The following is a 13047-nucleotide window of genomic DNA, read 5'->3' as shown; positions in this document are numbered from 1 at the left end:
GGAGGGTATCGGTTCAAAGTCCCCCGGCGGCCCGGGCCACGACCGTTTCCGGCCGCCCTTCGGGCTCCCCGCGGCCGGCTCCCGGTGGCCGGCGGTCGACGGCGGAGCCCGGCGGGACGACTCGCCGGCCGGCCTTCAGCCGCTCACCGACCCCGCGCCGACGGTGTCGAAGACCCGGCAGTCGAAGAAGTCCTCCCCCTCCGACAGCAGGTATGCCTGCGCTTCTCCGACGTGGAAGTACATCCCGTGCAGCTCCAGCGTGCCCTCGGCGAGCCGCCGGGCCACCGATTCGTGGGCCCGCAGGTGCTCCAGCTGCTGCACCACGTTGGTCAGGCACAACTGCTCCACGGCGTCCGCCGGCAGCCGGCCCGAGATCCGCGCCCAGGCGTGGTGGCGGCTGGCCATCCGCTCCAGGCTCGGCAGTCCGTGCCGCAGCCACCGCCGCAGCGGTGTCATCGGGGCTCCGGGCGAGGAGTTGAGCAGCGCCTGCATGGCCCCGCAGCCCGAATGCCCGCACACCGTGATGCTGTCGACCTGGAGGACGTCCACCGCGTACTCGATGGCCGCCGCGACCGAGTCGTCCGTGGACTCCGCGCCCGGCAGCGGGACGAGATTGCCGACGTTGCGCACGGTGAACAGGTCCCCGGGACCGCTCGCCGTGATCATGCTGGTCACCAGTCGGGAGTCGGCGCAGGTGAGGAAGAGCTGCGAGGGTCGCTGCCCCTCGCGGGCCAGCCGGGCCAGCTCGTCCCGCACGTGCGGAGCGGTGTCCCGCTGGAAGGCGCTGATCCCGTTGGCCAGTTGACCGGCCCCGCGTCCCCGGGGGCCGCCCTGGGCGGCGGGGACGGGCGGCGCGGCCGTGTTCGTGGCGGTGGTGCTTCCCGCGGTCCCTGCGGTTCCGGCGGTACGGGCAACCGTGCCGCGGTGGTCGCAGTGGTTCTGCCAGGGAGTCCAGGGCCGGCAGCACTGGTGTCCCCCGCGCTGCGCACCGCGATGGGCCCGCTCCGCGCGCTCGGACCGGTCGGTCCACTGGGCCTGCTCGGCCTCGGCGATCCTGGCCCCCGCCCGGCCGGTGACCTCCAGCGAGCCCCCGTGGGCCAGATGGGAGTCCTGCCAGTCCTGGAGGGTCTCGTACGCGGCGTGGTCGATGAACGAGCCGTCGAGCTCGATGACCGCGTGCCCGTCGTGCGGGATCTGGTTGAGCACCCGGCTCAGCCGGGGCACCGCGAGGAAGGTCAACTGCCCTCGTGCCCAGACCCGGTGGACCCCGCTGTCGAGCTGTTCGACGGTGATCCGGGTCCGCGCGAGGCGGTGCAGGGCCAGGGCGACCCCCACCGCGATGCCGATGGCGACGCCCTCCAGGACCCCGCCGAGCACCACCGCGACGATCGTCGTGACGTACACGAGGATCTCGCGGTGCCGGGTGACGGTCCGCAGGTGCGTGGCACTGACCATCTGGACGCCCAGCGCCATGACCAGGGCGGCCAGTGCGGCGAGCGGGATCAGGTCGAGAACCGGGACGAGCAGCCCGGCCGCGAGCAGGACCCAGAGCCCGTGCAGCATGACCGACCGCCGGCTGACGGCACCGGACTTGACGTTGGCCACGCTGCGGACGGCGCCGCCCGCGACGGGCAGTCCGCCCAGCGCCCCGGAGACGATGTTCGCAACGCCCTGGCCGCGCAGTTCGCGGTTGAGGTCGGCCCGGGCGGGGCGGTTGCCCGTGCTCCGCTCGGTGGCGATCAGCTTGTCCGTGGCGACGGCCGAGAGCAGTGATTCCACGCTGCCGACCAGGGTGATGGTCAGCACGGCCGCGATGATGCCGAGGACCGGCCCCTCGGGCAGTTCGGGCAGCGCGTGGCTGCGCCAGGACGGCAGGTCCACGCGGGGCAGCGTGAGCCCGGCGAGGGCCGCGAAGGCGGTGGCGACGGCGACGGCGGCGAGCGCGGCCGGCACCGTGCGCAGGGCGCGCCCCACCCGGCCGGGCACCCGGGGCCAGCCGATCAGGGTGACCAGCGTGAGCGCGCTGATGCCGAGCGCACCGGGATGCAGATCGGCCAACTGGGTCGGCAGGGCCTGGATGTTGGCCATGGCGGAGCTCTGCGGGGTGCCGCCGAGCACGATGTGCAACTGGGCCAGCGCGATCGTGACGCCGACGCCGGCGAGCATGCCGTGGACGATGGCCGGGCTCACCATCAGCGCGGACCGGGCGGTCCGCAGCGCGGCGAGGCCGAGCTGGCAGCAGCCGGCGAGCACGGTGATGGCGCACGTGGTGCGCCATCCGTAGTGCTGGATCAACTCCGCGGTGACGACGGTCAGTCCTGCCGCGGGGCCGCTCACCTGGAGCGGCGCTCCGCCGAGCCGGCCGGCCACGATCCCGCCGACCGCCGCGGCGACCAGACCCGCCTGGAGCGGGGCCCCGGTGGCCAGGGCGATCCCGAGCGAGAGCGGCAGGGCGATCAGGAAGACGGCGAGGGAGGCGGAGAGGTCGGCGGGGAGGTCCTTGGCGATGGGGGGAGGGGCGGTGGGGTGGGGGGTGGTGATGGTGGGGGTGGCTGTCATCAGTCCCGTCTCCTCTCGGGGGAGGGGTGAAGCGGCGGGATTATCAACACTCGGTAAATGAACGGTAATGGAGAGTAAAGACCTGTGGTGGGTAATGCGGGCAAATGGCCTAGGAATTAGCGCTCAAGAGTGATTAGGCATTTAGTCCGGCTTGTCACACCTTCCTTAAAACGGACCGCATGGGACGTTGCGGCGCGGAAGTCCTGCGATGGCACTGCGAGGGAAGAGGTGGGCGGATGACTGCCACCACGAAGAAGGCCGCGAAGAAGAAGATCGCCGGCGGTCTGGTCGCCACGGCGCTGGTCCTGGGAGTTGCCGGGTGCAGCACCTCGGAGCCCGCCCCCCGCCCGGCCCCGGGCGGTCAGGCGGCCAAGAAGGGCGCCGCCGCCCCCGAGGCGCCGGCCCCGGGCAGCGTCAAGCGGCTCATCGGCGACGGCTCGACCGCGTACACGGGCCTGCAGCCGAACGTCCAGAAGGCGCAGAAGCTGAAGCCCGGCGAGAAGCCGCCGCAGTTCGTCGTCTTTTCCTGGGACGGGGCCGGCGAGGACAGCCAGAAGCTCTTCTCGCATTTCCGCGAGGTGGGAAAGAAGTACAACGCCCGTATGACGTACTTCCTCAGCGGCGTGTACATGCTCCCGGAGGAGAAGCGTTCCCTCTACACCGCGCCCCAGCATTCGTCGGGCCGCTCGGACATCGGCTTCGGCGATCCGCAGGGCATCAAGGACACCGCCACCCAGGTGCGCGCCGCCTGGCTCGAGGGCAACGAGATCGGCACCCACTTCAACGGCCACTTCTGCGGACCCGAGGGCGGCGTCGGGACCTGGTCCGTCGAGGAGTGGAAGAGCGAGATCAACCAGGCGAAGTCCTTCGTCAAGAACTGGAAGACCAACTCGCCCGCCCTCAAGGACATGGAAGCGCTCCCGTTCGACTACGACAAGGAGCTGATCGGGGCCCGCACCCCCTGCCTGGAGGGGCAGAAGAACTTCATGCTCGCCGCGAAGGAGATGGGCGGCTTCCGCTACGACTCCAGCGGCATCAGCAAGCAGATCTGGCCGAAGAAGACGGACGGCCTCTGGGACATCCCGCTGCAGCTGGTGCCCATGCCGGGCCGCGCGTTCGAAACGCTCAGCATGGACTACAACTACCTCGTCAACCAGTCCGGCACGACCACGCAGGGCGACCCCTCGCAGCACGCCTACTGGGGCGAGCAGATGCGTGACGGCCTGGTCAAGGCCTTCGAGCGGACCTATCAGGGCAACCGCGCGCCGCTGATCATCGGCAACCACTTCGAGTCCTGGAACGGCGGCACCTACATGCGCGCCGTCGAGGACTCCATCAAGACCATGTGCACGCAGAAGGAGGTCCGCTGCGTCCCGTTCCGCGAGCTGGCGGACTGGCTGGACGCCCAGGACCCGAAGACCATCGAGTGGATGCGCACCCTCGACGTCGGCGAGGCGCCGAAGGAGGGCTGGAACAAGTTCCTGACGGCGGGGCCGCCGGCGAAGCCGGCCGCCCCCGCCGGGGTCAAGCCGGCTGCGGAGCCGGCCGAAGCGAGTCAGAGCGAGGAGTGAGCAGCCCGGCGGCCTCGGCCTCTTCCTGAAGCCCGGAGCCGGCGGCCCGCGCCGCCTGCGTCCCGTCCGCGCCCGCGTGCTCCCGCAGTACGAAACCGGGGTCGACCTGCTCCGCCAGGTCGACCCCGGTCTTCGCGTTGCCCCAGCTCTCCGCGTTGCGCAGGTGGAAGTGGACCATCTGCTCCGTGTACCGCTCCCAGTCGCGCTGCGCGTAGGAGTCGTCGGCCGCGTCCTGCAGCGACTGCAGGGCCAGCCGGTTCGTCGCCTCCAGCAGCTCGAAGGCGGCCGGGCGGCCCTTCTCCATCGCCCGCACCCAGTCCGAGTGCCCGACGGTGACCAACAGGTCCTCGCCGACCTCGTCCTGCAGGAACTCGATGTCCTCCGGGCCCTGGACCTTGTTGCCGACGACCTTGAGGGTGACCCCGAAGTCCCGCGCGTACTCCTTGTACTGGCGGTAGACGGAGACGCCCTTGCGGGTCGGTTCGGCGACCAGGAAGGTCACGTCGAAGCGGGTGAACATGCCGGAGGCGAAGGAGTCCGAGCCGGCCGTCATGTCGACGACCACGTACTCGTCCGGGCCGTCGGCCAGATGGTTGAGGCAGAGCTCGACCGCGCCGACCTTGGAGTGGTAGCAGGCCACCCCCAGGTCGGACTCGGTGAACGGGCCCGTGGCCATCAGCCGCACGGGGTCCCCGTCGAGTACGAGCGTGCGCGCGCATGCCTCGTAGACAGGGTTGTCCTCGTCGACCCGCAGCAGCCGGGAGCCGGTGCCGGGCGGAGTGGTCTTGATCATCGTGTCGGCGGACGCGATGCGCGGGTTCGAGCCCCGCAGGTAGTCCTTGATGAGGGGCAGGTGCGCGCCCAGCGCGGGCAGCGCGGCCGCCTCCTCCTCGCTGAGCCCGAGCGCGGCGCCCAGGTGCTGGTTGATGTCGGCGTCCACCGCGACGACCGGGGCTTCATTGGCTGCGAGGTGGCGGATGAAAAGGGAGGACAGCGTGGTCTTGCCGCTGCCGCCCTTCCCCACGAAAGCGATCTTCATGTTCACGAAGCGTAGTGGGTTGGTGTCTTTGTGTTGTATGCCTGAGTGAAGAAGACCACTCCAAGGAGGGGTCGGTGCTATGGGGGAGCAGTGCGTAGGCTCCCTACTTATGAGTAGCGCTTCTGCTTCCGCCGCCGCCGACCCGCTCGCCCCGCTGGCCGCCCTTCCGGGCGTCGCCGAGTCGGTGGATTCCGTACGCAAGGCCGTGGACCGGGTCTACGGCCACCGCGTCATGCGCCGCCGGGCCGCGGAGATCACCTCCGAGGCCGCGCTGCGCGGTGCGCGCGGGAGCGCCGCGCTGTCCGGGGCCGACTGGGCCCTGGAAGAGGTCCGCCGCCGCACCGACTTCGGCTCGGACGCGGAGGCCCGCACGGTGGGCGCCGCGCTGCGCCTGACGGCGGAGGCGGGCCAGCTGCTGAGCATCTGGCGCCAGTCGCCGCTCCGGGTCCTGGCGCGGCTCCACCTGGTGGCCTCGGGCTCCACGGCCGACGGCGACGTGGTCGGCCGGCCCCGCCTGGCCGGCGAACCGGTGGACGAGCCCCTGGTCGCCCTTCCGCTCCCGGACGCCCAGGAGGTGGCGGGGCGGCTCGACGGACTCTCCCGCCTGATCATCGCGGGCGGCTCCGCCCCGGCGCTGATCACGGCGGCGGTGGTGCACGGCGAACTGCTGGCCCTGCGCCCCTTCGGCTCGTACAACGGCCTGGTGGCGCGTACCGCGGAGCGGATCGTGCTGATCAACAGCGGTCTGGACCCGAAGGCGATCTGCCCGGCGGAGGTCGGTCACGCGGAACAGGGCCGGGAGGCCTACCTGGCGGCCTTCGAGGGCTACGTCTCCGGGACGGCGGAGGGGATGTCGGCCTGGATCGCGCACTGCGGGCGGGCGATCGAGCTCGGAGTCCGCGAATCGACGGCGGTCTGCGAGGCGCTCCAGCGCGGCGCGGCCTGAGCCGGCCGGCCCGAGCGGGGGGCCGGACAATGGGTTGCGGCGACACCGTACTGCTCTGGTGTCGCCGCTGGCATTCACGCCCAGTTACCAAGCGTCCTCGATGGTTGCCCATCAGGTCGGGAACTTTGCCCGTCACCTGGTGCGGCTGGCCCGTAATCGACGGGTCGACGTCGCGTGGGTGCTCGGCGTTCATGCTTCGGTCCGTGGGCCTTACTGCGTTTTAAAGATGATCCTCTCGGATGTTCTTTGGTCTCGCGGGCCGTTGACTCCTTTGTACTCCGCTTCGGAGCAGAGCGAAACCCCTGGCCATATTTCTTTGCTTTTCACGCCTTGTCCGGGCATATCGGACGGCCGGAAAAGGTGCAGGTCAGGGCGGGCCGGCCCACCCCTCGGGCCGTGAGCCGGAGGGTCCGGGGCCGGGGCGGACCGGGACCACCCCGAGCCGCTCCGGAGCGCCCGGACCGTCGTCGCAGCGCCCCCGGATCAGGCCGAAGCGGCGGCGGCGAGCGCCCGGCGCCGGCTGGCGTACCAGACCAGCCCGGCCGTGGCCGCGGCCGCGCCCACGGCCGCCGCGGCGACCAGCGCCGGCCTGGCCGGCATGGAGAGCCCGGGCAGCCGCTGCTTGAGGCGCACGGGGCGGTTGAACACCAGCACCGGCCACTCGCGCGCCAGCGCCTCGCGCCGCAGCGCCCGGTCGGGGTTGACCGCGTGCGGGTGGCCGACGGCCTCCAGCATCGGGATGTCGGTCGCCGAGTCGCTGTACGCGTAGCAGCGCGAGAGGTCGTACCCCTCGGACTCCGCGAGCTCGCGGACGGCCTCCGCCTTCGTGGGCCCGTAGGCGTAGTACTCGATCTCGCCCGTGAAGCAGCCGTCCTCGCCCACCACCATGCGCGTGGCGACGACCCGGTCGGCGCCCAGCATCTCCCCGATGGGCTCGACGACTTCGGCGCCGGAGGTGGACACGATGACCACGTCGCGGCCGGCGGTGTGGTGGGCCTCGATGAGGGAGGCGGCCTCGTCGTAGATCAGCGGGTCGATGAGATCGTGCAGGGTCTCGGCGACGATCTCCCGGACCTGCTGCACGTTCCACCCCTTGCACAGGGCGGACAGGTACTCGCGCATCCGCTCCATCTGATCGTGGTCGGCGCCGCCGGCCAGATAGATGAACTGGGTGTAGGCCGTGCGCAGCACGGCCCGCCGGTTGATCAGGCCGCCCTGGTAGAAGGACTTGCTGAACGTCAGAGTGCTCGACTTCGCAATGACCGTCTTGTCCAGGTCGAAGAAGGCTGCGGTACGAGGCAAGGAGTGCGGCAAGGGCTGGTTTTCCACGACCCGAGCATATGCGCCCACCATTCGGCGTAAAGTGTGGCGCGTGGGTTTGCCTGAGAAGCCTCTCGGGTACACCATGGAAGTCACGGATCGTTCGCGACCGTGCTAACCCGGTCTGGCTCCTCCCCCCCCGAGTCGGACCGTGGGGACGACCCCCGCTCTCCCCCCCGGCGGGGGTCGTCGCATGTCCGGACGCGGTTCGCGTCCCCTCTTCGACCCCAAGTGATCATTCCTCGGGCCCCTTCCTCTTCCTGGGGCCTGCGTGGCGAAGACCCTCACCCTCTCGAACCGGTAACTGTGCGTAGTGGTTCCGCCGCGCTCCGGAACTCACCTGTTGGGGTGAGCGGGTTATTCACAATGGACCGGTTGTCCACAGTTTTCGAGCAAGATCCACTTCTTTTTCCCGATCCCGTCACGGTGATTCCGGCCGCGAAGTCCGCGGCGCTGGATATGCGGTGAGAAGGAGGCGGAGATCGTGGCTGGATCGAAGTCGTGTGAAGTCCGGGATCTCGTGGTGGCGGGCGGGGGCGGTGCGCTCCCCGCTGCCGGCGGGCCCGTGCCCGGTGGCGGAAGGCCGCTGATCATCACCGAGGACCCCCTGCTGCTCGACGATCTGCTGAGGCTGTGCGCCGCGGCGGGAGTCGAGCCGCATGTGCACCACGCGGTGCCCGAGCAAAGCGGAGCCGGTGGTGACGGTGGTGGCGGGAGCGCCACCGGCGGCGGATGGGAGTCCGCGCCGCTCGTCCTGGTCGGCGACGACGCCGCGCGGCGCGTGCGGGGCGCACCCCGGCGGGACGGGGTCTTCCTCGTCGGCCGGGACCAGGACGACCCCCACGTGTGGCAGCGGGCACTGGAGATCGGTGCCGAGGAGGTGCTGACGCTCCCCGACGCCGAGAGCCGGCTGGTCGACCGCATCGCCGACGTCGTGGAAGGGGCCGGGCGTCCCGCCCTCGCCGTCGGCGTGATCGGCGGCAGTGGCGGCGCCGGGGCCTCCACCCTCGCCTGCGCCCTGGCCCTGCGGGCCGCCCGCGCCGGGGAGCGGACCATCCTCATCGACGGAGACCCGCTCGGCGGCGGCATGGACGTCCTGCTCGGGGGCGAAACCGCCGAAGGACTGCGCTGGCCCGACTTCGCGGGCTCGCGCGGCAGGGTCCGCGCCGGAGCCTTCGCGGAATCCCTGCCCGAACTGCACGCCCTGCGGGTGCTCAGCTGGGACCGAGGGGACCGGGTGGTGGTGCCGCCCGCCGCGATGCGCTCGGTGGTGGCCGCTGCCCGCCGCCGGGGCGGGGTCGTCGTGGTCGACCTGCCGCGCCGGGTCGACGAGGCCGTCGCCGAGGTGCTGGCGCAGATGGACCTGGTGCTGATGGTGGTGCCGGGCGAGCTGAGGGCGGTGGCTGCGGCCGGCCGGGTGGCGGCCGGGGTCCGGATGGTGGCCCGCGACGTCCGCGTGGTCGTACGGGGCCGCGTGCCCGGCGGGCTCGACGCGGAAGCGGTCGCCGTACTGCTGGGGGCGCCGCTGGCCGGCGAAGTACCCGTCGAGGTGGGCCTCCCCGGCCGGGTGGCCGAGGGAGAGCCGCCGGGATCGCACGGGCGGGGCGCACTGGCCCGCTTCTGCGACGGCTTCTGGCAGCACGCGCTCGGCTCCGCCCGAGGGGCGGTGACGGCATGAGCGCCGTACTGCTCGACGCGGTGCGCAGGCGGCTCGCCGAGAGCGGGGCGGAGCCCACCCCGGCGCGGGTGGCCGCGGCCCTGCGGGCCCAGGGCCGGCTGCTGGGCGATGCCGAACTGCTGGGCGCCGCCGCCGAACTGCGCTCCGAACTGGTCGGCGCGGGCCCGCTGGAGCCGCTCCTCGCCGACCCCGAGGTCACCGACGTCCTGGTGGCGGCCCCCGACCGGGTGTGGGTGGACCGCGGCGGCGGGCTGGAACTGACCGGGGTGACCTTCGCCGACGCCGAGGCCGTGCGCAGGCTCGCCCAGCGCCTGGCCTCCGCCGCCGGCCGCCGTCTCGACGACGCCCGGCCCTGGGTGGACGCCCGGATGCCCGACGGCACCCGGCTGCACGCCGTGCTGCCCCCGGTGGCCGTCGGATCGGCCTGCCTGTCCCTGCGGGTGGTCCGGCCGCGAGCGTTCACCCTGGAGGAACTGGTGGCGGCCGGAACCCTGCCGCCGGGCGGGCAGAGGCTGCTGCGCGACATGGTCGAGGCCCGCCTGTCGTTCCTGGTCTCCGGTGGGACGGGCACCGGGAAGACCACGCTGCTCAGCGCCCTGCTGGGGCTGGTCGGTCCCGGCGAACGGATCGTGCTCGCCGAGGACTCGGCCGAGCTGCGGCCCGACCATCCGCACGTGGTCCGGCTGGAGACCCGCCCGGCCAATCAGGAGGGCGCCGGCCTGGTCACCCTCGCCGACCTGGTCCGCCAGGCGCTGCGGATGAGGCCCGACCGGCTCGTCGTCGGCGAGGTCCGGGGAGCCGAGGTCGCCGACCTGCTCGCAGCCCTCAACACCGGCCACGAGGGAGGCTGCGGCACGGTCCACGCGAACGCCGCCGCCCACGTGCCGGCCCGGCTGGAGGCGCTCGGGACCGCCGCCGGGCTCGACCGGGCCGCCCTGCACAGCCAGTTGGCGGCCGCGCTGACCCTCGTCGTCCACCTCGTACGGGACCGGGCCGGGCGGCGCAGGGTCGCCGAGGTGCACGTGCTGGAGCGGGACCCCGCCGGGCTCGTGTTCACCGTGCCGGCGCTGCGCTGGGCCGCGCGGGGATTCGTACGGGAACGGGGCTGGGAGCGGCTGCGCCCGCTGCTGGGAGGTGCCCGGTGAACGCGGGGGCGGTGGTCCCGGTGCCGGTGTTCGCCGGGGTGCTGTGCGCCGGGGCGGCCGCCTGGGCGCTGGCCGGGGGCGACCGGGTGTCCCGGCGGGCCAAGGCGGTGCTGGCCGGGGCGGGTCCCGTGGCGCCGGCCGGGCCCGCGCCCTGGGAGCGGCTGGTGCTCGCCTTACGGGCCGGGGCGGCGGGCCGCCGGGAGTGGGCCTGCCCCGTGGCCGGGCTGCTGCTCGCGCTGCTGGGCGGATCGCTGATCCCGCTGCTGGCCGGTGCGGCGGCGCTGCCGCTGGTGCGCCGGTGGCTGCGGGCCAGGGAGCGGGCCCGGTCCCGGGCCGCGCGGGCCGCCGAGGTGGTGGCCCTGTGCGGTGCGGTGGTGGGCGAGCTGCGCTCCGGCGCGCAGCCGGGCCAGGCGCTGACCGCGGCCGTGCGCCGGACGGCGTCGGGCCCGGGCGGCCCGGGAGCGGCCCAGACCGGGCTCCTGGCGGCGGCGGCCTTCGGCGGTGACGTCCCCGGGGCGCTGCGCCAGGCGGCGCGGGAGCCCGGCGCGGAGGGGCTGGCCGGGATGGCTGCCTGCTGGCGGGTCTCGGTGGACGGGGGCGCGGGGCTGGCCGCCGGACTGGACCGGCTGGAGGGGGCGTTGCGGGCCGAGCGGGACCGGGAGGAGTCGCTGCGCGCCCAGCTCGCGGGAGCGAGATCGACGACGGGGGTGCTGGCCCTGCTGCCGGTGGTCGGTCTGCTGATCGGCACCGGGCTGGGGGCCGACCCGCTGCGGGTGCTCCTGCACACGCCGGTGGGGTGGGGCTGCCTGGTGGCGGGCGGGGCCCTGGAGGCCTCGGGGCTGCTGTGGTGCCGGCGGATCGTGCGGATGGGGGAGCGGTGATGGACGGCTTCGCGATCCACAGGCTGGGGATGGCGCTGTGCTTCGCCGCGGCCCTGTGCACGGCGTCGGCGGTGGCGGCCCGGTTCCGGGACCGGGCGGCCCGGCGGCGGCTGACGGCCCTGCTCGCGCTGGAACAGGCGCGGCGCCGGCCGCTGTTCGCTCCCCGGCTGCGCGGCGCGGTGGCCCCATGGGCCGGTCCGGCCGGGGCGCTCGTGGCGGCCTGGGTCCTGATCGGCGGGCTCACGGGAGCGGCGGCCGGCTGTGCGGCGGCCTTTGGGGTCCACCGATGGCTGGCGAGGCCCCGGCCGGCTGCCGGGGCGGACCCGGCGGAGATCGAACGGCAACTGCCCTTCGCAGCCGATCTGCTGGCCGCCTGTCTCGCGGCCGGGGCAGGGCCGGTGGACGCCGCCGAAGTGGTGGGGGAGTCGCTGGGCGGGCCCGTGGGCGAACGGCTGGCCCTGGCCGGGGCGGAACTGCGACTCGGCGGCGAACCGGGCGCGGCGTGGGGGAGGTTGGCGGAGATACCCGGGGCCCGCGCACTGGCCGAATGCCTGGAGCGCTCCGCCCGTACGGGGGCGCCGGCGGCGGAACCCGTCTCCCGGCTCGCGGTGGCGCTCCGGGCGGACCGGACGCGTCGGGCGGGGGCCGGTGCGCAGCGGGCGGCGGTTCTGGTCACCGCACCGGTGGGGCTGTGCTTCCTCCCCGCTTTCCTCGCGATCGGGGTGGCGCCCGTGGTGATCGGAATGGCCTCCGGTCTCCTCTCCGGCACCTGAAACACCACGTGCACCAATACGTGCACCACCACGCGGAGCTGGAACTCCGCCTGGATCTCCATCTCAAACATCCATCTGAAATCACCATCTGAGATCACGTCAAAAAGCTGAACCAACGGGAGGTTGTCATGAGGATCATCTGGCTTCGCGTGCGGGCGGCGCTGAGCGGCCGTGGAGGAGACGCGGGAATGTCCACTTCGGAATACGCCATGGGCACGATCGCGGCGTGTGCGTTCGCGGCGGTTCTGTACAAGGTGGTGACGAGCGAAGTGGTTTCGACGGCACTTCAATCGACCATCGGGAAGGCACTCGATGCGCCGTTCTGACGAGGGATATGTGACGGCGGAGGCGGCCTTGGTGATTCCGGCGCTGGTGCTGTTCGCGGCGCTGCTGGTGTGGGCGCTGATGGCGGCCGCCGCCCAGATCCGGTGCGTGGACGCGGCGCGGGCCGGTGCCCGGGCCGCGGCCCGGTCGGAGCCGGCGGGGGCGGCGGGGGCGGCGGCGCGGGCCGCCGCCCCGGCCGGGGCCCGGGTGGAGCTGTCCCGGACGGGCGACCTCTGGCGGGTCAGCGTCTCGGCCCCCGCCCCGGGCCCGGCGGCCCTGCCGGTCCGGCTCACCGCGCAGGCGGCCGCCCTGGCCGAGGACACCGTGGGGCCGCCACCGTGACAGGGGCGCGGGACCGGGACCGGGGGTCCGCCTCCGTGTGGGGTGTCGTGGTGGTGACCGTGCTGGTGGCGGTGTTCGGCGGGGTGCTCCTGCTCGGGCAGGCGGTGGTGGCCCGCCACCGGGCCGCCGCGGCCGCCGACCTGGCCGCCCTCGCCGCGGCCGCGACCTGGGCCCACGGACCGGAGGCGGCCTGTGCCGCGGCGGTACGGGTGGCGGTGGCGCAGGCCGCTCGGGTCACCGGGTGCCTGGTGGCGGGCGAGGTCGTGGAGGTCACGGCCCGCGCCCCGACGGGGCCCTTCGGCCCCGAGCTGCGCTCCCGCGCTGGGCCGCCAGCGGCCCCGGAGCTCGGGTGAGACGCCAGTCGGTGGGCGTGGGCGCGGGCGCGGGGGGTCGGGGGCGGGGGCGGGGTGGGGTGTCGTCCGGGACTGCATGATTTTTGGCGCCCCCCGATTGCTTCGACCGGCAAGGC

12 protein-coding genes are annotated in these 13047 nt (G+C 73.5%); 9 read left to right on the top strand and 3 right to left on the bottom strand.

Annotation, left to right across the window (positions count from 1 at the left end; all coding sequences use genetic code 11):
- Positions 1 to 135: 135 nt before the first annotated feature.
- Positions 136 to 2559 carry a SulP family inorganic anion transporter gene (locus ACWGDE_RS05820; protein WP_453387722.1) on the bottom strand — a complete coding sequence of 808 codons (2424 nt, stop codon included), beginning with the start codon at positions 2557 to 2559 and terminating at the stop codon, positions 136 to 138.
- Positions 2560 to 2795: 236 nt separating this feature from the next.
- Between ACWGDE_RS05820 and ACWGDE_RS05815 the strand changes: the two genes are divergently transcribed.
- The gene (locus ACWGDE_RS05815) at positions 2796 to 4130 is read left to right on the top strand and encodes a hypothetical protein (RefSeq protein WP_453387721.1); all 1335 of its coding nucleotides are present in this window, start codon (positions 2796 to 2798) and stop codon (positions 4128 to 4130) included.
- On the opposite strand, the gene ACWGDE_RS05810 is transcribed toward ACWGDE_RS05815, so the two are convergent.
- Positions 4084 to 5169, bottom strand: coding sequence for an ATP-binding protein (locus tag ACWGDE_RS05810; protein WP_453387720.1), 1086 nt, complete (start codon positions 5167 to 5169; stop codon positions 4084 to 4086). The genes ACWGDE_RS05815 and ACWGDE_RS05810 overlap by 47 nt on opposite strands.
- Positions 5170 to 5278: 109 nt before the next feature.
- On the opposite strand from ACWGDE_RS05810, the gene ACWGDE_RS05805 reads away from it, so the two are divergent.
- Positions 5279 to 6115 carry an oxidoreductase gene (locus tag ACWGDE_RS05805; protein WP_453387719.1) on the top strand — a complete coding sequence of 279 codons (837 nt, stop codon included), beginning with the start codon at positions 5279 to 5281 and terminating at the stop codon, positions 6113 to 6115.
- Between the two features lie 483 nt (positions 6116 to 6598).
- Here ACWGDE_RS05805 and ACWGDE_RS05800 read toward each other — a convergent pair whose 3' ends face one another.
- Positions 6599 to 7468 carry an HAD family hydrolase gene (locus tag ACWGDE_RS05800; RefSeq protein WP_214947686.1) on the bottom strand — a complete coding sequence of 290 codons (870 nt, stop codon included), beginning with the start codon at positions 7466 to 7468 and terminating at the stop codon, positions 6599 to 6601.
- 487 nt (positions 7469 to 7955) lie between these two features.
- Here ACWGDE_RS05800 and ssd point away from each other — a divergent pair, with 487 nt between their 5' ends.
- The 7 genes from ssd to ACWGDE_RS05765 all read left to right on the top strand — a co-directional run bounded on the left by ssd (position 7956) and on the right by ACWGDE_RS05765 (position 12931).
- The gene (gene ssd / locus ACWGDE_RS05795; RefSeq protein WP_453387755.1) at positions 7956 to 9113 is read left to right on the top strand and encodes a septum site-determining protein Ssd; all 1158 of its coding nucleotides are present in this window, start codon (positions 7956 to 7958) and stop codon (positions 9111 to 9113) included.
- On the top strand, positions 9110 to 10258 hold the full coding sequence (locus ACWGDE_RS05790) for a TadA family conjugal transfer-associated ATPase (RefSeq protein WP_453387718.1): 1149 nt from the start codon (positions 9110 to 9112) through the stop codon (positions 10256 to 10258). Before ssd ends, ACWGDE_RS05790 begins: the two co-directional genes overlap by 4 nt.
- Entirely contained in the window at positions 10255 to 11139 is an 885-nt protein-coding gene (locus ACWGDE_RS05785; protein WP_453387717.1) for a type II secretion system F family protein, read from the top strand. The genes ACWGDE_RS05790 and ACWGDE_RS05785 overlap by 4 nt, the downstream gene beginning before the upstream one ends.
- Positions 11139 to 11912, top strand: coding sequence for a type II secretion system F family protein (locus ACWGDE_RS05780; protein ID WP_453387716.1), 774 nt, complete (start codon positions 11139 to 11141; stop codon positions 11910 to 11912). The genes ACWGDE_RS05785 and ACWGDE_RS05780 overlap by 1 nt, the downstream gene beginning before the upstream one ends.
- Positions 11913 to 12040: 128 nt before the next feature.
- On the top strand, positions 12041 to 12238 hold the full coding sequence (locus tag ACWGDE_RS05775; protein ID WP_453387715.1) for a DUF4244 domain-containing protein: 198 nt from the start codon (positions 12041 to 12043) through the stop codon (positions 12236 to 12238).
- Positions 12225 to 12578 carry a TadE family type IV pilus minor pilin gene (locus tag ACWGDE_RS05770; RefSeq protein ID WP_453387714.1) on the top strand — a complete coding sequence of 118 codons (354 nt, stop codon included), beginning with the start codon at positions 12225 to 12227 and terminating at the stop codon, positions 12576 to 12578. Before ACWGDE_RS05775 ends, ACWGDE_RS05770 begins: the two co-directional genes overlap by 14 nt.
- Entirely contained in the window at positions 12575 to 12931 is a 357-nt protein-coding gene (locus tag ACWGDE_RS05765; RefSeq protein WP_453387713.1) for an Rv3654c family TadE-like protein, read from the top strand. The genes ACWGDE_RS05770 and ACWGDE_RS05765 overlap by 4 nt, the downstream gene beginning before the upstream one ends.
- Positions 12932 to 13047 lie beyond the last annotated feature (116 nt).

It is taken from the genome of Streptomyces sp. NPDC054956, from assembly GCF_053609185.1.
The sequence above is the reverse complement of the archived record's forward strand: the minus strand, read 5'-3'. Positions and strand labels throughout refer to the sequence as shown.